The sequence below is a fragment of the Metabacillus idriensis genome (assembly GCF_009674765.1).
In the GTDB taxonomy this organism is placed as follows: Bacteria; Bacillota; Bacilli; order Bacillales; family Bacillaceae; genus Bacillus_P; species Bacillus_P idriensis.
Window position 1 is genome coordinate 1 of the sequence record NZ_WKKF01000016.1, and the last position, 21184, is coordinate 21184.

Here is a 21184-nt window from a genome sequence, read left to right on the forward strand (position 1 = left end):
TTGCATATTGTCTGGTGATGATGGCAAAGAGGTCACACCCGTTCCCATGCCGAACACGGAAGTTAAGCTCTTTAGCGCCGATGGTAGTTGGGGGTTTCCCCCTGTGAGAGTAGGACGTTGCCAGGCAGTATCAATTATATATTTTATCAATGAGCATAAAAGATCAAAGATATTTATTATTATCGCGGGGTGGAGCACGATCGAATCAACTTCTTCGAATCAGCTTCAGCGTACCGATTGAGCCGCACCTTGGCTAAGCTTTCTGAAATCGGGACGGTCAACGCAATCAATGAGCATAAAAGCTCAGAAATATTTATTACTATCGCGGGGTGGAGCAGTCTGGTAGCTCGTCGGGCTCATAACCCGAAGGTCGCAGGTTCAAATCCTGTCCCCGCAACCAAATGGTCCCGTGGTGTAGCGGTTAACATGCCTGCCTGTCACGCAGGAGATCGCCGGTTCGATCCCGGTCGGGACCGCCATTATTACATAAACGACAACGAAACTACGTGTTTCGTTTTTTTTATGCATTTTTTAGGGTAGACTGTTAATGAAACTTGGACAAACTAGTTAGATGCGATACACTTGATAACAGGTAACGGTCCTTAGAACTGCAGGGTTCTAAGGTTTTTTTAGAGATAAGAAAGTTATAAAATTTTGGCGCATTGGTGTCTAGCTCCAACGCTCAGGCTCCTCGGCCAGAACAGCTCCGAAAGTAAAGGCAAAAAGCGCCTTTTCTATCGGATCCTTATCTGTCTGCCATCGCTAAACGGGCGCTTGCGCTTTTCTTATAAGGTAGCAGACTGTTCGAGGCTACATCTGACTTTTATGACAGAAAAGGCGGTGCAGCACATGACCATCGAAGATGAATTTCATTTTATAGATAAAATCAGGCAAAGTAAGAATCGTCAGCCGGAATTAATAGAAGGCATAGGGGATGATGCTGCTTTGTATAGAGCAAAATCCGATTATTTAGAAATTGTATGCGCTGATACCATGACAGAAGGTGTTCATTTTCTCAAAGATGCTTCTTCTCCAAAGGACATCGGCTATAAAGCTGTGGCTGTCAATATCAGTGACGTTGCAGCTATGGGCGGCGTTCCAAAGTACTATCTCGTCACCATTGCTGTGCCTAAAACCTGGTCTGAAGAGGAATTAGTGGAGCTCTATGCAGGGATGGATGAGATTGCTTCTACATACAAGATGGATCTTATCGGAGGAGATACGGTTTCAACCTCAGATAAGCTTGTGATTACGGTTACGGTCATAGGAGAAGTTCAGCAAGGGAAACAGCGTTTGAGAAAGGATGCACGTCCAGGTGATGCGGTATTTGTTACAGGGACAATTGGTGATTCAGCTGCAGGGCTCCAAATACTGCTTGGAAACCTCTCAGTTCATGAAGAAAACGATTCTGCATTTCTTGTGAATCGCCATAAGCGTCCAGTGCCGCAGGTTAAAGCAGGACAGCTTATGTCTTCCGCTGAGCGCATTTCATTGAATGATATCAGTGATGGCCTTGCAAGTGAACTTAATGAATTATGCGAGGCAAGCTGTGTTAAAATGGTCATAGAAAAAGACCGTGTTCCACTCAGTGATTCTCTGCGTTCTTTACATTCTGAGCAGCTCGATGAGTGGATTTTATATGGAGGAGAAGATTTTGAGCTGGTTGGCACGGTTCCTCCCGCAGCATTTGACTCTCTTCAAAAGAAGTGCAGCGAAGAAGGCATTTCTCTAACAAGGATTGGGCATGTAGAAGCAGGCTCATCCGAGGTGCTGCTTCTGCATAATGGCAAGAAAACGAAGCTCGAAAAATCTGGATACAATCATTTTAAGTAAGGTGAGTATATGACGAAGCATACAGTGAGAACAAATAGCCCTGAGGTAACAACGAAGCTTGCCGTCAGGCTTGGTGAACTTGTGAATCCTGGAGATGTGATTACATTAGAAGGCGATTTGGGAGCTGGGAAAACTACGTTTACAAAGGGTTTAGCAAAAGGAATGGGGATCCGAAAAAACGTAAACAGCCCGACATTTACGATTATGAAGGAGTACAGGGACGGGAGACTGCCTCTATACCACATGGACGTATACAGAATGGAAGACAGTGAAGAGGATTTAGGGTTTGATGAGTTTTTTGAAGGAGAGGGTGTCACAGTGGTTGAATGGGCACATCTTATTCAGGAGCAGCTTCCTCCAGATCGTCTTGGTATTCGTATACTTCGTGTGGAAGATGAGTCCCGTGAGATAATTTTTGAACCTATAGGGGATCACTATATTGGTTTATGTAAGGAGCTTATCTATGAAAGCAATTGCGATTGATACGTCCAATTTGACACTTGGTGTGGCTATAGTGGAAGACACCAAAGTGATTGGAGAATATGTAACAAACATTAAGCAGAATCATTCTGTCCGGGCAATGCCTGCTGTTGAATGGCTTATGCAGGAATGCGGAATCACGCCTGGTGAACTGGATCGTGTCATTGTTGCGGGAGGTCCTGGATCTTATACCGGCCTCAGAATTGGTGTCAGCATTGCTAAAACACTTGCATGGACGTTAAACATTCCTCTAGCCAGTGTTTCAAGTCTTGAGGTGCTTGCAGCTGGCGGAAGCTATTTTAATGGTTTTATCTGTCCGATTTTTGATGCCCGGCGCGGTCGGGTGTATACCGGACTGTACGAGTATGCAGATAGGGAGCTTATGAATAGAAGAAACGATCAGAATCTCCTGCTGTCTGACTGGCTCTTAGAATTAAAAAAGGAAGAGAAGCAAATTCTTTTTATCGGAAATGATGTTAGCCTGCATCAGGAGTTAATCATTGAAGTGCTTGGTGATCAGGCAGTGATTGCAAGTATAACCGAGCATAATCCAAGACCGGCCATGCTTGGAAAACTCGGCTTGATGAAAAAGCCTGAGGATATACATACCTTCGTGCCGAACTATATCCGCTTAGCAGAGGCGGAAGTAAAGTGGCTCGAACAACAGAAATAAGTGGGTGAGAAGGTTGAAACAGGAACTGGATACAATCAGGATCAGGCTTATGAATGTAGGTGACATTGAGGCTGTTTATGAAATTGAAACGCAATCCTTTGCAACACCTTGGCTGAAGGAATCCTTTCACAATGAATTGACTCAAAATCATTTTGCCAAATACCTTGTTGTAGAATTTGACCAGAAAATTATCGGCTATTGCGGACTATGGATCATTATGGATGAGGCTCAAGTAACGAACATTGCCGTTTTGCCTGGCTATAGAGGGAACAAGGTTGGAGAAACACTGCTGAAACAGGCTATCGGAATGGCGAAGGAATATGGAGCAGGGAAAATTTCTCTAGAAGTACGAGTCTCAAATCATGTAGCGCAATCTTTGTACACCAAGCTCGGTTTTCAGCCTGGCGGAATTAGAAAACGGTATTATACTGATAACGGGGAAGATGCGTTAGTAATGTGGGTGAATTTAAAATGACTGGAAAAGATCAATATATATTAGGAATAGAGACGAGTTGTGATGAAACGGCTGTATCGATTGTGAAAAACGGGCGGGAAATCATTTCGAATGTTGTCGCCACTCAAATTGAAAGCCATAAACGTTTTGGCGGCGTTGTACCTGAGATCGCATCAAGACATCATGTTGAGCAGCTGACACTTGTGCTTGAAGAAGCGATGCAGCAGGCTGAAATGACATTTAAAGACCTGGATGCCATCGCAGTTACGGAAGGACCAGGTCTTGTTGGTGCGCTATTGATTGGAGTCAATGCGGCAAAAGCGCTGGCATTTGCCCACCAGCTGCCATTAATAGGCGTTCATCATATTGCCGGTCATATTTACGCTAACCAGCTGATCTCGGAACTGCAGTTTCCTTTGCTTTCGCTTGTTGTATCCGGGGGACATACTGAACTTGTTTATATGAAAGAACATGGATCATTTGAAGTAATCGGAGAAACGCTTGATGATGCTGCAGGAGAAGCGTATGACAAAGTGGCAAGAACGCTTCATCTGCCTTATCCGGGTGGACCTCATATAGACCGGATGGCAGCGGAAGGGTCTCCTGTCATCAATTTACCGAGAGCATGGCTTGAGCCGGATTCTTACAACTTCAGCTTCAGCGGCCTGAAATCAGCTGTCATCAATACTCTTCACAATGCAGAGCAGCGGGGTGAAGTCATTGATCCCAATGATTTAGCTGCAAGCTTTCAGGCGAGCGTTATTGATGTTCTTGTCACAAAGACAGCATCAGCAGCAGAGAAATACAAGGTAAAGCAGGTTCTTCTTGCTGGGGGTGTAGCAGCCAATCGCGGTTTAAGGGCAGCTTTAGAAGAGAAGTTTAAAGAATTTCAGGATGTAGAGCTGCTGATACCGCCATTATCTCTATGTACAGACAATGCAGCGATGATTGCTGCTGCTGGAAGCGTTCTTTTTGAAAAAGGACATAGAGGCAATTTGAGAATGAATGCGAATCCTGGAATGGAACTGCCTAGTTAATAAGGTGTATTAACATGTTATCCACATGCAGTCTAATAACATTTTTTCGCTTTTCGAAAAGCTTGTGGAATACGCATTGGATAACCTGTGGATAATGTGGATAAAAATGCGCTATTTTGTGGATAATGTGAATAAAAGAGTGGAAACCTTATAAAATAAGATTTTTTCATGTGGATAACTAGAAAACTCAGTGCTATCATCGGCACTGAGTTTTTTTGATTCATGAACTATGTGTATAAGCTGTTAATCCTCTTGAAGCTGTTCCCATTCATTCATTAGATGTTCGAGTTCTTGTTGATAACCATCGTTTTCGGTGTTGATTTCCTGCACTATCGTATGGTTTTGATAAATCTCCGGATCACATAACAGCTCTTCATTTTTCTCGATCTGCTGTTCAACGAAGGAGATTCGCTCTTCTACTTCCTGCAATCTTCTTTGTTTTTGTCTTGCCAGTTTTTTTGCTTCTTTATCTTGTTCATAAGATAGCTTGTTTTGATTTTCTTTAGGCTTCAGATCAGGAACTGCATCAAGAGCTGCAAGTTCATGCTGTTCTGCCTTTTTAGATTGATAATAATCATAGTCGCCCAGATATTCATAGACGCCGTTTGCTGATAGTTCATATACTTTGGTCGCAATGCGATTAATGAAATATCGGTCATGGGAAACAAATAGGATCGTGCCTGGATAATCAATCAGGGCATTTTCCAGAACTTCTTTACTGTCAAGATCGAGATGGTTTGTCGGCTCATCAAGGATGAGCAGATTTGCCTTTTGCAGCATAAGCTTGGCAAGAGCGAGTCGTGCTTTTTGTCCGCCGCTTAAAGTTGATACATTCTTTAAAACATCGTCGCCTGAAAATAGAAAATTGCCGAGTACGGTACGGATTTCTTTTTCAGTCAGCATCGGATATTCATCCCACAATTCATCAAGCACGCGTTTGTTTGAAGTTAAATTCGCCTGCTCTTGATCGTAATAACCGATCTTCACTCCTGAACCTATTTCAAATGCCCCTTTAAATGGTGCCATCTTATCAATGATTGTTTTTAGAAGCGTAGATTTGCCTATTCCATTTGGGCCGACAAGAGCAATGCTGTCACCTCTTGAGATGGAAAAAGAAACGTTTGAGATGATTGGCTGCACACCATCATATGAAACGGCTATATCCTTGGCTTTTAGCACATCATTGCCGCTTTGTCTTTCAATATCAAAACGGAAGTGAGCAGATTTTTCATCACCTAGAGGCCTGTCCATAAGTTCCATGCGGTCCAGTTTTTTTCTGCGGCTTTGAGCGCGTTTTGTGGTAGACGCTCTGGCCATATTCTTTTGGATGAAATCTTTCAGCTTCGCCACTTCATCCTGCTGTTTTTCGAAGAGTTTTAATTCACGCTCATAGTTTTCTGCGCTTTGCTCTAAGTAGCGGCTGTAGTTTCCTGCATATTTAATACTGGTGTTTCTCGAAATTTCGTAGACCTGGTTTACGACTTTATCTAGAAAATAGCGGTCATGGGAAACGATTAAAATCGCTCCGCTGTAGCTTTGCAGATATTGCTCGAGCCACGACAATGTTTCAATATCCAGATGGTTCGTCGGCTCATCCAGCACTAATAAGTCAGGGCTTGTCAAAAGCAGCTTGCCTAGTGCCAGACGCGTTTTCTGGCCTCCGCTCAGACGCTTGATAGGAGAAGTGACATCGAATTCCGCGAAACCCAGTCCGTGGAGTACTGAGCGGATATCCGCTTCATATTGATATCCGCCTTTTTCTTTAAACTCAATTTGCAGACGGTCGTATTCTTTTAAGTATTGGTCAAATTCGCGCTGTGCGGGATCAGTATTGGCCATTTTTTGCTCAAGATCACACATGGATTGTTCCATATCTTTTAAAAACTGAAACACAGAAACCATTTCATCCCAAATCGATAGACTGGATTCGAGACCCGTATCCTGCGCAAGGTACCCGATTGAGACACCTTTTGGCTTGATGATCTCTCCGGATTCGTAAGAAAGCTGACCTGCAATGATTTTGAGCAGGGTTGATTTTCCGGCTCCGTTTCGGCCGACAAGAGCAATTCTATCCCTTGTTTGAACTTCAAGTTTGATATTAGATAATATAAGATCAGCTGCAAAATATTTCGTCAGCTGGTTAATTTGTAGCAAAATCATGTATTTTCACCTCAGGCTATGATAGTTTAAGTGTAGCTTATAGAAGAGAGAGCCGCAATGATTGTAGCTTTCAGGGTGCAGACATTTGTCACAATAAGTAAAAAGACAGATTTGTAAAAATAGTGTATAGTCTAGTATGAGGGGCGTTAAAAGATGTCAAATTTTACTCATTTTAACCAGCAGGGCAGAGCCAAGATGGTTGATATATCAAACAAGCATGATTCTGTGCGCACCGCTGTAGCTGTTTCAAGCGTTGTCATGAAAGAACATGTATATGAACAAATTGTAAATAATAAGCTCCAAAAAGGGGACGTGCTGGCTGTTGCCCAGGTAGCAGGCATCATGGCTGCCAAAAACACTTGGAACATCATTCCAATGTGCCACCCGATTCCGCTTAAGGGAATTGATATTGAATTTGAATGGAAAAAAGAGAACGATCTTTTCCATCTGATGATTGCTGCATCTGTGAAAACAACAGGAAGTACAGGTGTGGAAATGGAAGCGCTAACTTCCGCTTCAGTCTGTGCCCTGACCGTGTATGATATGTGTAAAGCACTTGATAAAGGGTTAATCATCGGACCTGCCTATTTATCTTTAAAAACTGGCGGGAAAAGCGGAGATTATACACGAGACGAAGATGTAGCTTTGAATGTGGGGGATAGAATGTGAACAACATCGAACAATCGAAAATTCCGCAAGCTACTGCTAAGCGCTTGCCTTTATACTATCGTTTTTTAAAGAATCTTCATGCATCAGGGAAACAGCGTGTTTCTTCAGCAGAGCTGAGCGATGCGGTAAAAGTGGATTCTGCAACGATCCGCAGGGATTTTTCTTACTTTGGAGCCCTTGGCAAAAAGGGATATGGGTATAATGTTAATTATCTTCTGTCTTTTTTCAGAAAAACGCTCGATCAGGACGAAGTGACAAAAGTTACCTTAATTGGTGTCGGTAATCTAGGCACAGCCTTTTTGCATTATAATTTTACTAAGAATAATAATACGTTAATCTCACTTGCCTTTGATGTCGATGAGAAAAAGATCGGCACTGAAATCGGAGATGTGCCTATTTATAATCTGGATGATCTTGAGGAACATCTTCCTGATGATGTGACCGTGGCGATTTTAACGGTTCCGGCACAGGCTGCCCAGCCCATAACGGACAGGCTGATTGCAAAAGGAATTAAAGGGATTCTGAATTTTACTCCGGCACGGTTAAATGTACCCGAGGAAATACGAATTCATCATATTGATCTTGCAGTAGAACTGCAATCACTCGTGTACTTTTTGAAACACTATCCTAACGCTTAAGAATTGAGGTGAATGTTATGCCTACTATCGGTTTTGGAAGTTTATTGCTGATTGTTTTTGCTGCACTTTTAATCTTCGGGCCAAAGAAACTGCCTGAGCTTGGAAAAGCGGTCGGAAATTCATTGCGTGAATTTAAGCATGCAACGAAGGGTCTCGCGGATGATGATGAAGATAAAAAGAAAGAAGAGAAGTAAGATAGGATGAAAGCTGTCATGAAACAAAACGAAATGTCGGTTTACGATCATATTGCCGAACTGCGGAAAAGGCTGATCATTACGGTTTTTTTCCTTTTCATCTCTGTGATTGCAGGCTTTTTATTAGCAAAGCCGATTATCATCTATTTACAGCATACGAATGAAGCTCAGAACTTAACGCTGAATTCATTCCGAATGACCGATCCGCTTATGGTCTATATGCAATTTGCGTTTATCATTGCATTTATTATTACATCTCCAATTATTCTTTATCAGCTGTGGGCATTCATTAGTCCAGGTCTCTATGAAAAAGAAAGACGGGTCACGCTGAGCTATATTCCAATCTCCATTGGACTGTTTCTTGCCGGCATCAGCTTCTCGTACTTTTTGCTCTTTCCATTTGTCGTGGATTTCATGGAGGGGATCTCCAATGACTTAGAGATTAATCAAGTCATTGGCATCAACGAATACTTTCAGTTTTTAATTCAGCTGACGGTGCCGTTTGGACTGCTGTTTCAGCTTCCGGTTGTCATCATGTTCTTAACGAGGCTTGGCATAGTAACACCGATGTTCCTCTCGAAAATCAGGAAATATGCGTACTTTGCCCTTCTCGTCATTGCAGCGTTGATTACACCGCCGGAGCTTGTGTCGCATCTCATGGTTTCCGTGCCGCTGTTTATCCTTTATGAAATAAGCATCGTTGTCTCAAGATTTGCTTACCGCAAGGCGCAGCGTACACAGTTTGAAGAAGCAAATAAAGAAGGGTGATCCTGTTTGCAGGATCACCCTTCTTTTATTTTTTCTTCGCTTTGACTTTGAAAGAGAGATTAAACATTCTAAATGCTACTCCAAGATCAAACGTAGCGATTAACATAAGCAGAATTGTCGGAAACGACCAAATCCCGCTTTCTGAACTGTTTACGGCAAGATAGGTAAACAGAATACCCATTGCCAAGTAAAAGACTCCCATTGAAGTTGGGCTTGTTCTCATGCTTACATGCCTCCAAAAATAAATTGCATTTGTTCTGCCTTCTTCATCATTTCCTCAAGCTGCTCACGGTTTGATTGCAGAATGACAACAAACGTATTCATCGCAACATGGGCAAAAATAGGTACCATGAGGCGCTTTGTTTTTACATATAGAAAAGCAAACACAAACCCCATGGATCCATAAAGAAGAAGATGCTGAGGTTCACCGTGAACAAGCGCGAATACAATCGAACTGATCAGTGCGGACAAAAAGAAATTCATGCGCTGATACAAAGCGCCGAATAAAATTTTTCTGAAAATGATTTCTTCCAGGATTGGGCCGATGATGGAAGTGACGATTATAAGCAAAGGCGTTACCTTCAATACTTCCATGATGACCTTTGTATTTTCTGATTCACCTTCAATGCCAAATACCTGAATTTCTATATTAGCGGCAATCACTTGTACAGACAGCGCCATGAACACACCGCCTACAGCCCATAAAATGGATGGACCAGCTGGAGCAGCATCGCCCCTTAGATCTTTGCTTTTAAAATGGCTGCGAAGGAGAAGAAGTATGATCACAAAGGCTGCTGCAAAACTGAATACCGTCCAATAGCCTGATGCTGTTATCTGCGCCATGCGCATCGATTCGTCATCACCGACGCCAAGCTTAAGCAGAAGCGGAATGCCAAGAATGCCTGAAAACTGCATGACGATATATGTCAAAATAATAAGCCAGTATTCTTTCTTCAAATGAACGACTCCTTTAACTTGCCGGATGTTTAAGTCAGCAAAAGCAAAATTTCAGCTAGGCATAATTGTACCATAAATAAGAGCGGATGTAGGAAGATAACGCCCTTAGGGTATGCCGGATTGGCTATTAACATGTGAAAGCGGCTTAAGGAAAAGGATTTCAATTTTTTTTAACATATTACTTGAATTTGAATGAGAGATTATATAATATAGTACTTGTGTTAGCACTCAAGACATATGAGTGCTAATAAAATGAAAATTTAAATTAATGAAATCTTGAGGAGGTTGTTTCACTTGTTAAAGCCATTAGGTGATCGTGTCGTAATTGAGCTTGTACAATCTGAAGAAAAAACTGCTAGTGGGATCGTGCTGCCGGATAGTGCGAAAGAAAAACCGCAAGAAGGTAAAGTAGTGGCAGTAGGTACTGGTCGTGTGCTTGACAACGGTGAGCGTGTTGCTCTTGAAGTTGCAGAAGGCAATCGTATCATCTTCTCAAAATACTCTGGTACAGAAGTGAAGTATGAGGGTTCTGAATACTTAATCTTACGCGAAAGCGACATTTTAGCAGTTATCAGCTAATTTATAAATTTCCAATATCATAGAACATCATTCTTAGGAGGTAATGGAACATGGCTAAAGACATTAAATTCAGTGAAGACGCTCGCCGCGCAATGCTGCGCGGGGTTGATGCACTTGCTAATGCAGTTAAAGTTACGCTTGGACCAAAAGGACGCAACGTGGTTCTTGAAAAGAAATTCGGTTCTCCGCTTATTACAAATGACGGTGTAACAATTGCAAAAGAAATCGAGCTTGAAGATGCATTCGAAAACATGGGTGCAAAGCTTGTTGCTGAAGTTGCAAGCAAAACAAATGATGTTGCCGGTGACGGAACAACAACTGCAACGGTTCTTGCTCAGGCAATGATCCGCGAAGGTCTTAAAAACGTAACAGCTGGCGCTAACCCAATGGGTATCCGCAAAGGAATCGAAAAAGCTGTTATCATTGCAACAGAAGAATTAAAAGCGATCTCTAAACCAATCGAAAGCAAAGAATCGATTGCTCAAGTAGCTGCGATTTCTGCTGCTGACGATGAAGTAGGCCAATTGATTGCTGAAGCGATGGAGCGCGTTGGAAACGACGGCGTTATCACAATCGAAGAATCAAAAGGCTTCACAACTGAGCTTGAAGTAGTTGAAGGTATGCAATTCGACCGCGGATATGCATCTCCTTATATGGTTACTGATTCAGATAAAATGGAAGCTGTCCTTGACAACCCATACATCTTAATCACTGACAAAAAAATTACGAACATTCAAGAGATCCTGCCTGTATTAGAGCAAGTTGTTCAACAAGGCAAGCCTCTATTATTGATTGCTGAAGATGTTGAAGGTGAAGCACTTGCTACATTAGTAGTGAACAAACTTCGCGGAACATTCAATGCAGTAGCTGTTAAAGCTCCTGGATTCGGTGACCGCCGTAAAGCAATGCTTGAAGATATCTCAGTTCTTACTGGCGGAGAAGTGATCACTGAAGATTTAGGCCTAGATCTTAAATCAGCGAACATCACTCAACTTGGCCGCGCTTCTAAAGTTGTTGTGACAAAAGAAAACACAACAATCGTTGAAGGTGCTGGAGAGTCTGACAAAATTGCAGGCCGCGTAAAACAAATCCGTGCTCAATTAGAAGAAACAACTTCTGAGTTCGATAAAGAAAAATTACAAGAACGTCTAGCTAAATTAGCTGGCGGTGTAGCAGTTATCAAAGTTGGTGCTGCAACAGAAACAGAATTAAAAGAGCGCAAACTTCGCATTGAAGATGCCCTTAACTCTACTCGCGCTGCAGTAGAAGAAGGTATCGTATCAGGCGGTGGTACTGCCCTTGTAAATGTATACAACAAAGTAGCATCAGTAGAAGGCGAAGGCGATTTCGCAACAGGCGTAAACATCGTATTGCGCGCTCTTGAAGAGCCAGTACGTCAAATCGCTCACAACGCTGGTCTTGAAGGCTCAGTTATCGTTGAGCGCCTAAAGCATGCTGAAGTAGGAACTGGCTTCAACGCTGCAACTGGCGCATGGGTAAACATGATCGAAGCTGGTATCGTTGACCCAACGAAAGTAACTCGTTCAGCTCTTCAAAACGCTGCATCTGTAGCGGCTATGTTCTTGACTACTGAAGCAGTAGTTGCTGACAAGCCAGAAGAAAACGCTCCTGCAATGCCTGATATGGGCGGCATGGGTGGAATGGGCGGCATGATGTAAAAAACCTAATAAAACCCTTATATAACAAGGGTTTTAAAGGGTGGATGAAATATTTGTCCGCATATTTGTCCGCAGAAGTGAACAAAAAAATATTACTTAGAGAAGGTCTTTCATCAGTTTACTGAACTGTTGGGAGGCCTTTTCTTCCATGTCTGCGGTCATATGAGCGTAGATGTTCATTGTGGTGTTTATATCCGTATGCCCTAAACGCTGCTGAATCTCTTTAATACCTACTCCAGCCTCAATTAATAATGACGTATGAGTGTGTCTGAATGAGTGAGGGGTAATGTTTTTCGTAATGCCGGCTTTCTTTAATAACCTCTTAAGTCTTACCTCAAAAACTTTCCTCAATTGTGGATATCCATCATCCCTGGCAAAGATGAAATGGTTATCTCTATACATGTTTCTGTTTTTCATTTTAATTTCTTTCTGGTGAATCTCATGACGCTTTAACATTTTAACGAGCCCTTCATCAATACGAAGTGTCCGGATGGATCCTGTTGTTTTTGGGGTTAAAAGTTCATAATTTCTAAAGTTATTGTTTGGATTATACAAAGTTTTTGTAACCCGCAGTGTACCCTTTTCTCTGTCAAAATCACTCCACTTCAAAGCAAGAAGCTCTCCGATTCGAAGCCCTGTATAAGAAAGAGTTGTAAATAAAAGATGATCCATTTCCAAACCCTCTTTTGCTGCTAAGCGCAGGAAATGGGCTAGCTCCTCTTTTTCAAGAAATTTGAATACTTCTTCCTGGCTTTCAATCTCTTCAACCTTTTTTTGACGTTTAGGCAGCTGAGCATGTTCCGTTGGGTTTTGACTAATATAGCCCAGGTTAACTGCATGTCTAAAGATCATTCGTCCACAAGCGTGAATACCACTCAGATAATTAGGGCTGTATTTTGTTGAAAGCTCCAGTAATTTTTCTTGATACATCTTCTTATTAATTTGTTTAAGCGGGTATTTACCCCATTCTGCAATAAAATGATTCATCTCCTTATTACGGGCCCGTACGCTACTTACTTTAGCGGAGAGTGCATATGATTTTATCCAATCTTGGGCAAACATCTGGAATGAAATATTTGACTCATTTGTGTATAGTCCGTTAGCGATTTGATGCTCTATTTTAAGTGCTGCATCCCTGGCATCAGATTTTTTATCAAATCCACCTTTTGAGATCTGTCTTCGTTTTTTTGTAAGTGGATCTATTCCAAGATCGATAATGTATGTCCATTTTTCAGCACCCTTTTTCCCTCGTTTACGATAGTGAGCCACTTCAGTTCTTCTCCTTTCAAACTTCTTTATTAATTAGAATTTCAATCATTTTTTTTATTTTTAGTTTTTCAGTATCGGTAAATAAATGTTCTTCATAAAAAACATTTTTATCACTGCTCAAAACCACATGAAGATCTAGGTTACTTTCAGCATTTTTTATTTTTATAAGGCTATTCCTAGCTAGATTCAAAGCTGAAGAAAGATTATTAATGTCTTCTGGAAAAACAATTATATCTCTTTCTAATAAGTATGAACGGAAGTCAGATATCCCTAATGCCTCTCCGATTTTTTGCAATTCCTCCTTATTAGGTGTATCAATATTCAATTCAGTTAAATAAATGGTATTATGAGCAACTCCGCTTTTTTTACTTAATTCTTCTGTTGTCATCTTATTTAAATACCTTTGTTCTTGAATCACATATTCCAAGGTCATAACACCCATTAAATAATTAACGTCCACATCCAAGATAGAAGCTAATGCTTTTACAGTTTCTTCTCTTGGTGATGCCTTTTCATTTTCCCACCGTGAAACCATTCCTTTATTCACTTTCAAATTACTCTCATTTTCTAATTTTTGTATTAAATCCTCCATAGTCAAATTTTTATATTTCCTAACTGCTTTTAATCTATCTCCAGAGAACATTGTGATCACTCCTATTAACATTTTCCTTATTAGCTTATATGTTGCATTAAAACAAACAAAAATGCAATAAAATTTAAATAAGTTCTTTACAATGCAACTTCAATAGAATAGAATAGGAATTAAGTTAAAAAGTTGCATAAAAAGAAACTTGTGAGGTGAAAATATGATTAAGATTTCATTAAATGAAGATGAGTTAAAAGAAATGTATCTCAGTGAAGTAAAGAATCGTCTTAAGGAAATTGAATCGGAAACGCTGCTATTGGATAGTAAGCAGTTGTGTAAACTACTAAGTCTATCTTGGCCAACAGTGGAAAAGTTATTTCTACACGATCCGAATTTTCCGAGTATGCGAATAGGTAAGAAATGGATTTTCAACCGGAAAGAAGTTCAAAAGTACATTGATGAATGGTCAATCAACATAAGGAAAAAGGGGCATGTAATAAATCTTTAGATTATTGGAATGAAATTTAAAAAGAAGGGAGGAACATTCAATGAATCCCAATCAGAAACAAGTGATTTATAGCAACGTTTTACCTGAGGGTATCTCCTTAGAATTTGAAAATGAAATTTACATTGGAACTGGAAAAAGTGAATCCATACAAGATACTAATTTGGAATGCTAAGAAATTGCAGCGGAAGATAAAATACACGATTTACCCTTCTGAAATATGAAGAAGGGAGGGGGGACAAGCTTGAATTACAAATTTGAAAATATTCCTGCAGAACTTAAAAATACTCCTCAATGGATTGTGTGGAGAGCAGAAGATCGAGAAGGTAAACCCACAAAGGTTCCGTATCAAGTAAACGGTGAAATGGCTCAATCAAATAATAAGCGTACCTGGTCCACTTTTCATACCGCAGTAAAGTCCTATTCTGAGAAAGATTTTCATGGTATTGGCTTTATGTTTTCGAAAGATGATCCCTTCGTGGGGATAGATATTGATCATTGCGTAGCAGACGAAAAGCTAAATGATTTCTCTAATGAAATCCTTAATCTTGTGGACAGTTATGCTGAATTTTCTCCAAGTGGAAAAGGCATCCACATTATTACAAAAGGTAGTTTACCACTAAGAGGGATTGGAACTGGTAAGAAAAATCCATCACTCGGATTAGAGGTATACCGGCACGGACGATATTTCACTTTCACTGGTAATAAAGTAAATGACATCGAGGTTAATGAACGATCAGATCAATTAAAGGAACTTTTCAAGAAATACCTTAAAGAAAAAGAAGTATCAAAGAAGAAAGCCCAAAGCTCTTTTAAAAGAAATCTCAATCTTACAAATAATGAATTGTGGGAGAAAATGTTCAACAGCAAAAAAGGACAAGTTATCAAATCATTATTCTTGGGGGAGCTCGTAAATGGGGATCATTCTTCCACAGATATTGCTTTATGTAATCACTTAGCATTCTGGACAGATAAAGACGCTTCAAAAATGGATTCAATGTTTAGAGAAACAAATCTTTATAGAGAAAAATGGGAAAGACAGCATTCATCGGATGGCCGTACATACGGACAAATGACAATAGATAATGCCATCCAGTCAACACATAATAAAATATCTGATTCCTTTGATAATCAGAAGTATGAGATTCAAATAAATCAAGGTGAAGAACAAGTTAAGAAAAAAAGACCAAATTTCAAACGTACAGATTTGGGAAATGCCGAGCGTTTGGTGTATCAGTATGGAAAAGATATTCGATACAACAACTCATTTAACTCTTGGTATTTATGGGACGGTAAAAGGTGGGAAGCGGACTTAACAAACCAAATAAAGCAATTTGCAAAGAAAACTGTCCGGAGCATTTATGAAGAAGCTTCTCAAGAGGAAGAAGATGATGTTAGGCAAAAAATCTCAAAGCATGCTACTGCTTCAGAATCAAGGCCGCGAATAGAATCAATGATTTCTCTTGCACAATCTGAAGTGCCTATCCTTCCAGATGATCTAGATAAAGATAAATGGCTTTTCAATTGTGCGAATGGTGTGGTGGATCTAAGGACTGGGAAGTTACTGCAGCATGATCGAAAGTTCTATATGAATAAGATTTCACCGGTATCTTATGATCCGGATGCTAAGTGTCCATTATGGATGAGGTTTCTCGAAGATATTATGCAGGATGATGCAGGCAATGTGAAACATGATTTGATTGATTTTTTACAAAAAGCTATTGGTTATGCATTAACAGGTGATACATCTGAACAAGTTTTGTTCGTTCTTTATGGTAAAGGAAAAAACGGAAAAAGCACCTTCCTTGATACAATCCGCTATCTAGTCGGGGACTATGGAACACAAGCGAATACAGATAGCTTCACTGTTAAGAAAAATGATTCTGTGCGAAGTGATTTAGCAGCTTTAAAGGGTTCTAGATTAGTAGCAGCTGCAGAGAGTGAAGAAGGAGCTAAATTAGCTGAATCATTAATAAAACAGCTCACTGGAGGAGATGCAATTCAGGCAAGGTTCTTGTATGGAAATCCCTTTGTTTTTACTCCACAATTCAAGATTTTCTTTATGACTAATTACCGCCCTGTGATTGGTGGATCTGATGAAGGAATATGGCGCAGGATCAGATTAATTCCTTTCACTGTTACAGTTCCAGACGAAAAAGTTGACAAGTACCTACCGGATAAATTGTTAAAGCAAGAAATGCCCGGAATTCTTAATTGGGCATTGGAAGGTTGCTTGAAATGGAAAAAAGAAGGATTAGGATATCCAAAAGAAATTAAAGATGCCACTGAGGGCTATCGCAATGAAATGGATACAGTAGGCACATTTCTGAATGAATACTGCACAGTAGGAGAACGTGCGAAGTGTTATGTGAAAGACTTATATAGGAGGTATGAAGACTGGTGTGACGAGACCGGGGAACACCTTCTTACAAAGGTTAAGTTAAACAGGAAAGTTGAAGAAAGAGGCTTCAAAAAGAAGAAAGATGGCAGCGGTCATTACTTTCAAGGAATTGGAATAAAGTCAGATTTCTCTTATTCTAATTATTTTTCCTCAACATCAAGAAAGAAAATATAAATATATGACAAAGTGACAAGTCTGACAAAAAAATAGGAAAGTCCTTATAGAGATAAATAGATAAGTAAAAGTTTACCGATTTTACGTCATAGTTGTCATTTTGTCACATGGAGGTCGAAGAGATGAATTATCCAGTTCTTCAAGCTTTTGAGCGCGATAAAGACGGTATGTTAAGCGCCTGGTGCCCATTCTGCGCCCGTTTTCACCATCATGGTAAAGAAGAAGGACACAAAGTAGCGCATTGTATAGATGGCAATAGTCCATTCGAAAAAACTGGTTACATCTTAAAAAAAGTAACTTATAAACCATCAAAATAAGAGGAGGTTTTATTAATGAATGAAATGAAAACATGGGTTATCAAAAATACGATTGATTTTTTAAGACTTGGAAAATTCGATCAGAATTTGAGTGATGAAGTAAAGGAACCAATGATCCTCTTCATAGATGAAAATAACGAAATCATTGAATCATTTAATCTTATTTCGAAGACAAAAGAGGAAATAAATTTAATGGTTGATGACAAATATTTCTATACGAGCAGCTTAGATATTGGGCAGACAAGAACGATAAATGGGTTGTATCATTTTTACGGAACTACATTTGAAAGGGTCTATGGATGATGGACTCTTTCTAACAATCATCTAAATTGTGGAGGGGAATATGGCAGCTAATACACTGACCCAAAAAGATAAGAAGGCCCTTAAACAAGACGTTGAATCAATGCTTGAGAAGTATCGGATATATTTACTTGCATTACCCAGTGATTGGCAGCCGCAAATAACTGCATCATATTCCATCGTTCCTCCGGTTCAATCAAACCAGTTCAGTTCCCAGACAGAATCAATAGCCATAAAGCGCGTGGATTTCGAGAGGGAACGAATCGAGTACATCAATCGATTGTGGAAGGCAGTCAATCGCCTGAATAAATATGAGAGGGAGCTGATTGTCCGAAGATACATGGATCACGAGGAAGAGTACGACTACACAGTGTACAGTGAGATGCTGCTTAGTGAGAGTAAGTATTACAAGTTAAAGGACAAAGCATTCATGAAGTTAGCTGTAGTTTTCGGCCTGGCATTACCTGATGACATATTAAAGATGGGAGGCAACAGATGAATAAGAAACAGATAAGCGTTGCTGTTGAATCTGAACTAAAGAGATATAAGTTTTATCTTCTTACCACTCCAGAAGATCAGATGCCAAAGTTTACATCAGAGTTCAAATTACTTATGCCGGCTTTAACAGATGAAGATATATCTGACTTTGAAAGAGAAAGGCATGAGTACTTGAACCGAATTGTGCAGGCGATAAACAGATTAACAAAAAAGAGTCGAGAATTAATTATCCAAAAACATTTTAAGGAAGAAGATATTTTTGATTATGAAGTTTATAGCAATCTTGGATTAAGTGAATGGTATTACCACCAAAGGGCAAAACCAAAAGCTTATCGTGATTTTGCAATTAGTCTCGGAATTTTCAAGCCAAGCTTTCAAACTATGGGCTAATTCAATCAGTTTTTAAAATGAAAATTTAAAGGGGGTGGTTGGTACAAATAACCTGGTACAAATAACCCCCCGGTCAAATATTTCAGCTTTTTTTCAAAGCCCGGGGACCGGGCGGGGGGTCGATTCCCTAAATTTATGAGCCATTTCTCACGATAGTGTTAAATTGGGAATAAATTCAAAAGGGAGGAGGGAGTGAGAATGGCAAAAATAAAGCGAGAAACGCTGAGAAAACGTATAGAAAAAGATCTAACTAAGCAGCTAAAAGAAAAAGGAATCTTCGGTAACCACTATGAAGATTTACTACAGGATTATATATCACTATGGGATTTAAAGTGTGAATTGTTAGATGATATTGAAGAAAATGGAATAAAAGTTTCTGGGATGCATGGGCCAAAATCAAACCCAGCCATAAACGATTTGCATAAGACCAATGATCGAATGATTAAGATTTTAGAAGCACTTGGATTGAAAGCCTCGCCAGTCGAAAAAGAAGATGAAACAAAAAACAAACGTTCAGCTTATGATCTTCTATGATTCGAAACCAACACGTTGAAGAATATATTCGTTTCGAAAAACACATAGAAGCTCAGCTCAATCGAGCGTTAAAATATAACGGAGGTAATACCCTTGGAAAATATGACATTAATTGATGAAAAAATATACTATGTTGAATCAAAGAAGGCCATTCAAGTTGTTTTGGAAAGAGAAGAGCTGCTTAATAAACAAATGAAAGCAATGGACAAGCTTTTATTGGTGAAGGAACAAAAGAGTAAAACCGGATCATTAGAAGAATACGATGGACTGGAAAAGCTTGAAAAAGAGCTTGAAAGAAAGGTTCGCTTTCATCAGCTTACAGAACCTGCAGTACCCGAGGAGTATAAAGAAAAAATAAAAAGAAATGCAGTTATCGAACAACTTGCAGCTGATACAAAGTCAAATGAGTTAAAAGCACTTTTGAAACAACACATTGAGTACTTAGAAAATGAGTTAGTCCCTTTGATTAGAAATATTAATCAGTTAGAGAAAATGAAGAAGGTCCCTGATCAAATCAATTTGATTTTAGATAGTGAGATTGGTGAAGGTGTACCTTTCCCGGTTTACTATCGACTTAAGGTATTTAATCCAACTCAGCATGAAACAAAATCAAGAGATGCCTTGTTAGCCTTGCAAGAAACCATCAGTGCCCTTAAAAAGGTTGAGCCTCCTGTGGAAACAAAAGGACTATTAAGCTTTTTGAAAAAAGGTAAAAAATAATGTACGCATTTGAAAAAGAAATTTTAAAAAGAGAAAATCCAGCTATTTTTTGCAGCTATCCCTATAAGGTAATTCCACTTTCTGATCAGGCAAAGATCGCATTTGCTAAGCATAACAAAAAATCAGGCCCTATGGAGAGTAATGCGAACACAGTTAAAAAGTATCTAAATGTTGAAAAAAAACCCTTTGTTGGGATGGTATCTTTTCCTTTTGATGATCCAAATGAAGCGAACTTCATAAGAGAAACTAAATCAAGAGCTATTTGGAAAATGACGGAAAGTGGTGTTCCCGGAGTATTTCATCATGATAGCGGTATTAAAAGCTATTATGTAACTTTGCATGAAGGTAAAGATTTTAAAATTGAAGTTGGTGAAAAAATTATTCATGAGCAGCCACAGTCACTGACATTTGAAGATATAAAAACATTGTAAGGGATGGCAGCAACGCTACCACTTGTGGGAAAAGCAGAAGCCCAAAAGGGAAAGAATGAGGAAGCAGAACGGCTCGATATGGTAGTCCAGGTTAGAATAAGAGCATATGAAAAAGAGTTTTTTAAGGATCTATAAGTAATTGCAAAGGGGGTGGGTAAATTATTCTATCCCTTTTTTAAAATGAAATTGGAGGTGCAAATAATTGAGTGAAGTTTTTGAAAAGTGGTGGAAAAACAACAGTTTAGATATGTTTTGGTATAAACACCGTTTAATTATGGGGTTTGACCCAGAAAATCCAAACACTATAGAAGAAAGTCTTTATTGGAAAAGAGTTAATAATCAAAGGGAGAAATGTTTGGATTCAAAAGACCCAGAATATGCAATTTTAAATGCACCTTACTTTGACAAACAATACCATCTTCAAAAATGGTGGGAAGATCTAAACGATTATGATAAGAAACGTTTTTTAATTCATGTATGGTTTAACAAGGCAGATGGGAACCTTTATGGATTTGATTGGTGGTTACCTTATTTTGAGGAAGTAGGTTTTATCTCAAATATTGATGAAACACTACCCACCGAACCCATAACACTATATAGAGGTATAGAGCCATTATTTATGAAGGGAATGTCATGGACACCACAAATAGAAATGGCACGTCATTTTTCCGAATCTGTTTCACTAATGGAAGATAAGAAACTATTTAAAACGGAAGTTGATCCGGAATATATTTTGGCTATCTTAGAAGAAAATGCAGTGGGTTATAAAGGCGAATTGATAACCAAAGGTATTGAATATGTCGTCAATCATCAGAAATTAGGAAAAATTGAAGAATTTAATTACTAAAAGTTGGAGCTGCTATTATAGTGCTTTTAAAAAAATAAAATGAATGGCGGACAGCAGTACGCTCTTGCGCATAAGCGACTCACCAGATTGG

27 protein-coding genes, 2 tRNA genes and 1 rRNA gene are annotated in these 21184 nt (G+C 39.5%); 25 read left to right on the plus strand and 5 right to left on the minus strand.

Features of this window, described 5'->3' with window-relative positions; translation table 11 throughout:
- Positions 1–10: 10 nt before the first annotated feature.
- From rrf to tsaD, 8 genes are all read left to right on the plus strand, one after another.
- Positions 11–126: ribosomal RNA gene (gene rrf, locus GJU41_RS22420) — 5S ribosomal RNA — on the plus strand.
- 197 nt (positions 127–323) lie between these two features.
- A tRNA-Met gene (locus tag GJU41_RS22425) sits at positions 324–400 on the plus strand.
- A 3-nt stretch (positions 401–403) separates the two neighbouring features.
- A tRNA-Asp gene (locus tag GJU41_RS22430) sits at positions 404–479 on the plus strand.
- Between the two features lie 370 nt (positions 480–849).
- The gene (gene thiL, locus GJU41_RS22435; protein ID WP_154319656.1) at positions 850–1833 is read left to right on the plus strand and encodes a thiamine-phosphate kinase; all 984 of its coding nucleotides are present in this window, start codon (positions 850–852) and stop codon (positions 1831–1833) included.
- 9 nt (positions 1834–1842) lie between these two features.
- Entirely contained in the window at positions 1843–2316 is a 474-nt protein-coding gene (gene tsaE / locus GJU41_RS22440; protein ID WP_154319657.1) for a tRNA (adenosine(37)-N6)-threonylcarbamoyltransferase complex ATPase subunit type 1 TsaE, read from the plus strand.
- Positions 2297–2986 (plus strand): tRNA (adenosine(37)-N6)-threonylcarbamoyltransferase complex dimerization subunit type 1 TsaB, encoded by a 690-nt coding sequence (gene tsaB / locus GJU41_RS22445; protein WP_154319658.1) that lies wholly within the window; start codon positions 2297–2299, stop codon positions 2984–2986. The genes tsaE and tsaB overlap by 20 nt, the downstream gene beginning before the upstream one ends.
- 49 nt (positions 2987–3035) lie before the next feature.
- Positions 3036–3461, plus strand: coding sequence for a ribosomal protein S18-alanine N-acetyltransferase (gene rimI, locus GJU41_RS22450; RefSeq protein ID WP_070875302.1), 426 nt, complete (start codon positions 3036–3038; stop codon positions 3459–3461).
- The gene (gene tsaD / locus GJU41_RS22455) at positions 3458–4477 is read left to right on the plus strand and encodes a tRNA (adenosine(37)-N6)-threonylcarbamoyltransferase complex transferase subunit TsaD (protein WP_154319659.1); all 1020 of its coding nucleotides are present in this window, start codon (positions 3458–3460) and stop codon (positions 4475–4477) included. The genes rimI and tsaD overlap by 4 nt, the downstream gene beginning before the upstream one ends.
- 243 nt (positions 4478–4720) lie before the next feature.
- On the opposite strand, the gene GJU41_RS22460 is transcribed toward tsaD, so the two are convergent.
- Positions 4721–6637, minus strand: coding sequence for an ABC-F family ATP-binding cassette domain-containing protein (locus tag GJU41_RS22460; protein ID WP_154319660.1), 1917 nt, complete (start codon positions 6635–6637; stop codon positions 4721–4723).
- Positions 6638–6790: 153 nt separating this feature from the next.
- Here GJU41_RS22460 and moaC point away from each other — a divergent pair, with 153 nt between their 5' ends.
- The 4 genes from moaC to tatC are packed head-to-tail and all read left to right on the plus strand — an operon-like array spanning position 6791 to position 8906.
- A complete protein-coding gene (gene moaC / locus GJU41_RS22465; protein WP_070875294.1) occupies positions 6791–7306 on the plus strand; it encodes a cyclic pyranopterin monophosphate synthase MoaC in 516 nt (171 codons plus the stop codon).
- On the plus strand, positions 7303–7944 hold the full coding sequence (locus GJU41_RS22470; protein WP_070875293.1) for a redox-sensing transcriptional repressor Rex: 642 nt from the start codon (positions 7303–7305) through the stop codon (positions 7942–7944). Before moaC ends, GJU41_RS22470 begins: the two co-directional genes overlap by 4 nt.
- 17 nt (positions 7945–7961) lie before the next feature.
- Positions 7962–8138 carry a twin-arginine translocase TatA/TatE family subunit gene (locus tag GJU41_RS22475; RefSeq protein WP_070875292.1) on the plus strand — a complete coding sequence of 59 codons (177 nt, stop codon included), beginning with the start codon at positions 7962–7964 and terminating at the stop codon, positions 8136–8138.
- 18 nt (positions 8139–8156) lie between these two features.
- On the plus strand, positions 8157–8906 hold the full coding sequence (tatC, locus tag GJU41_RS22480) for a twin-arginine translocase subunit TatC (protein WP_070875301.1): 750 nt from the start codon (positions 8157–8159) through the stop codon (positions 8904–8906).
- 25 nt (positions 8907–8931) lie between these two features.
- Here tatC and GJU41_RS22485 read toward each other — a convergent pair whose 3' ends face one another.
- Positions 8932–9129 carry a YdiK family protein gene (locus GJU41_RS22485; RefSeq protein ID WP_070875291.1) on the minus strand — a complete coding sequence of 66 codons (198 nt, stop codon included), beginning with the start codon at positions 9127–9129 and terminating at the stop codon, positions 8932–8934.
- Positions 9130–9131: 2 nt separating this feature from the next.
- A complete protein-coding gene (locus tag GJU41_RS22490; RefSeq protein ID WP_070875290.1) occupies positions 9132–9863 on the minus strand; it encodes a CPBP family intramembrane glutamic endopeptidase in 732 nt (243 codons plus the stop codon).
- Between the two features lie 294 nt (positions 9864–10157).
- Between GJU41_RS22490 and groES the strand changes: the two genes are divergently transcribed.
- Together groES and groL are read left to right on the plus strand one after the other, a co-directional pair.
- Positions 10158–10442, plus strand: a complete 285-nt coding sequence (groES, locus tag GJU41_RS22495; RefSeq protein ID WP_070875289.1) for a co-chaperone GroES — start codon at positions 10158–10160, stop codon at positions 10440–10442.
- 50 nt (positions 10443–10492) lie between these two features.
- Positions 10493–12121 (plus strand): chaperonin GroEL, encoded by a 1629-nt coding sequence (groL, locus tag GJU41_RS22500; RefSeq protein WP_070875288.1) that lies wholly within the window; start codon positions 10493–10495, stop codon positions 12119–12121.
- Positions 12122–12217: 96 nt separating this feature from the next.
- On the opposite strand, the gene GJU41_RS22505 is transcribed toward groL, so the two are convergent.
- Positions 12218–13390 (minus strand): site-specific integrase, encoded by a 1173-nt coding sequence (locus GJU41_RS22505; protein ID WP_170292890.1) that lies wholly within the window; start codon positions 13388–13390, stop codon positions 12218–12220.
- 16 nt (positions 13391–13406) lie between these two features.
- Positions 13407–14033, minus strand: a complete 627-nt coding sequence (locus GJU41_RS22510; protein WP_170292891.1) for a helix-turn-helix domain-containing protein — start codon at positions 14031–14033, stop codon at positions 13407–13409.
- A gap of 163 nt (positions 14034–14196) precedes the next feature.
- Here GJU41_RS22510 and GJU41_RS22515 point away from each other — a divergent pair, with 163 nt between their 5' ends.
- The 11 genes from GJU41_RS22515 (at position 14197) to GJU41_RS22560 (ending at position 21093) form a co-directional block, all read left to right on the plus strand.
- On the plus strand, positions 14197–14484 hold the full coding sequence (locus tag GJU41_RS22515; protein ID WP_154319662.1) for a helix-turn-helix domain-containing protein: 288 nt from the start codon (positions 14197–14199) through the stop codon (positions 14482–14484).
- Between the two features lie 40 nt (positions 14485–14524).
- Positions 14525–14656 (plus strand): hypothetical protein, encoded by a 132-nt coding sequence (locus GJU41_RS25330; protein ID WP_263596936.1) that lies wholly within the window; start codon positions 14525–14527, stop codon positions 14654–14656.
- A gap of 69 nt (positions 14657–14725) precedes the next feature.
- Complete coding sequence (locus tag GJU41_RS22520) at positions 14726–17056, plus strand: phage/plasmid primase, P4 family (protein ID WP_191559218.1); 2331 nt, start codon at positions 14726–14728, stop codon at positions 17054–17056.
- A gap of 122 nt (positions 17057–17178) precedes the next feature.
- Positions 17179–17373: a hypothetical protein gene (locus GJU41_RS22525; protein WP_224771486.1), complete on the plus strand. Its 195-nt coding sequence runs from the start codon at positions 17179–17181 to the stop codon at positions 17371–17373.
- Positions 17374–17388: 15 nt separating this feature from the next.
- Positions 17389–17676 carry a hypothetical protein gene (locus GJU41_RS22530; RefSeq protein WP_154319665.1) on the plus strand — a complete coding sequence of 96 codons (288 nt, stop codon included), beginning with the start codon at positions 17389–17391 and terminating at the stop codon, positions 17674–17676.
- A gap of 40 nt (positions 17677–17716) precedes the next feature.
- Positions 17717–18172 carry an ArpU family phage packaging/lysis transcriptional regulator gene (locus GJU41_RS22535; protein ID WP_154319666.1) on the plus strand — a complete coding sequence of 152 codons (456 nt, stop codon included), beginning with the start codon at positions 17717–17719 and terminating at the stop codon, positions 18170–18172.
- A complete protein-coding gene (locus GJU41_RS22540) occupies positions 18169–18561 on the plus strand; it encodes an ArpU family phage packaging/lysis transcriptional regulator (protein ID WP_154319667.1) in 393 nt (130 codons plus the stop codon). The genes GJU41_RS22535 and GJU41_RS22540 overlap by 4 nt, the downstream gene beginning before the upstream one ends.
- Positions 18562–18759: 198 nt before the next feature.
- Entirely contained in the window at positions 18760–19095 is a 336-nt protein-coding gene (locus tag GJU41_RS22545; protein WP_154319668.1) for a P27 family phage terminase small subunit, read from the plus strand.
- Positions 19096–19188: 93 nt separating this feature from the next.
- Positions 19189–19815 carry a hypothetical protein gene (locus GJU41_RS22550; protein ID WP_154319669.1) on the plus strand — a complete coding sequence of 209 codons (627 nt, stop codon included), beginning with the start codon at positions 19189–19191 and terminating at the stop codon, positions 19813–19815.
- The gene (locus GJU41_RS22555; protein ID WP_154319670.1) at positions 19815–20246 is read left to right on the plus strand and encodes a hypothetical protein; all 432 of its coding nucleotides are present in this window, start codon (positions 19815–19817) and stop codon (positions 20244–20246) included. Before GJU41_RS22550 ends, GJU41_RS22555 begins: the two co-directional genes overlap by 1 nt.
- Positions 20247–20448: 202 nt before the next feature.
- Positions 20449–21093 carry a hypothetical protein gene (locus GJU41_RS22560; protein WP_154319671.1) on the plus strand — a complete coding sequence of 215 codons (645 nt, stop codon included), beginning with the start codon at positions 20449–20451 and terminating at the stop codon, positions 21091–21093.
- Positions 21094–21184 lie beyond the last annotated feature (91 nt).

What these genes read in the sequence shown, in the direction of transcription:
- GJU41_RS22460 (WP_154319660.1), bottom strand. Translation starts at nt 6,637, where the DNA reads ATGATTTTGCTACAAATTAACCAGCTGACGAAATATTTTGCAGCTGAT.
- tatC (WP_070875301.1), top strand. Translation starts at nt 8,157, where the DNA reads ATGAAACAAAACGAAATGTCGGTTTACGATCATATTGCCGAACTGCGG.
- GJU41_RS22540 (WP_154319667.1), top strand. Translation starts at nt 18,169, where the DNA reads ATGAATAAGAAACAGATAAGCGTTGCTGTTGAATCTGAACTAAAGAGA.
- GJU41_RS25330 (WP_263596936.1), top strand. Translation starts at nt 14,525, where the DNA reads ATGAATCCCAATCAGAAACAAGTGATTTATAGCAACGTTTTACCTGAG.
- tsaE (WP_154319657.1), top strand. Translation starts at nt 1,843, where the DNA reads ATGACGAAGCATACAGTGAGAACAAATAGCCCTGAGGTAACAACGAAG.
- GJU41_RS22555 (WP_154319670.1), top strand. Translation starts at nt 19,815, where the DNA reads ATGTACGCATTTGAAAAAGAAATTTTAAAAAGAGAAAATCCAGCTATT.
- tsaD (WP_154319659.1), top strand. Translation starts at nt 3,458, where the DNA reads ATGACTGGAAAAGATCAATATATATTAGGAATAGAGACGAGTTGTGAT.
- moaC (WP_070875294.1), top strand. Translation starts at nt 6,791, where the DNA reads ATGTCAAATTTTACTCATTTTAACCAGCAGGGCAGAGCCAAGATGGTT.
- rimI (WP_070875302.1), top strand. Translation starts at nt 3,036, where the DNA reads ATGAATGTAGGTGACATTGAGGCTGTTTATGAAATTGAAACGCAATCC.
- thiL (WP_154319656.1), top strand. Translation starts at nt 850, where the DNA reads ATGACCATCGAAGATGAATTTCATTTTATAGATAAAATCAGGCAAAGT.
- tsaB (WP_154319658.1), top strand. Translation starts at nt 2,297, where the DNA reads ATGAAAGCAATTGCGATTGATACGTCCAATTTGACACTTGGTGTGGCT.
- GJU41_RS22485 (WP_070875291.1), bottom strand. Translation starts at nt 9,129, where the DNA reads ATGAGAACAAGCCCAACTTCAATGGGAGTCTTTTACTTGGCAATGGGT.
- GJU41_RS22475 (WP_070875292.1), top strand. Translation starts at nt 7,962, where the DNA reads ATGCCTACTATCGGTTTTGGAAGTTTATTGCTGATTGTTTTTGCTGCA.
- groL (WP_070875288.1), top strand. Translation starts at nt 10,493, where the DNA reads ATGGCTAAAGACATTAAATTCAGTGAAGACGCTCGCCGCGCAATGCTG.
- GJU41_RS22545 (WP_154319668.1), top strand. Translation starts at nt 18,760, where the DNA reads ATGGCAAAAATAAAGCGAGAAACGCTGAGAAAACGTATAGAAAAAGAT.
- GJU41_RS22510 (WP_170292891.1), bottom strand. Translation starts at nt 14,033, where the DNA reads ATGTTCTCTGGAGATAGATTAAAAGCAGTTAGGAAATATAAAAATTTG.
- GJU41_RS22525 (WP_224771486.1), top strand. Translation starts at nt 17,179, where the DNA reads ATGAATTATCCAGTTCTTCAAGCTTTTGAGCGCGATAAAGACGGTATG.
- GJU41_RS22515 (WP_154319662.1), top strand. Translation starts at nt 14,197, where the DNA reads ATGATTAAGATTTCATTAAATGAAGATGAGTTAAAAGAAATGTATCTC.
- GJU41_RS22530 (WP_154319665.1), top strand. Translation starts at nt 17,389, where the DNA reads ATGAATGAAATGAAAACATGGGTTATCAAAAATACGATTGATTTTTTA.
- GJU41_RS22535 (WP_154319666.1), top strand. Translation starts at nt 17,717, where the DNA reads ATGGCAGCTAATACACTGACCCAAAAAGATAAGAAGGCCCTTAAACAA.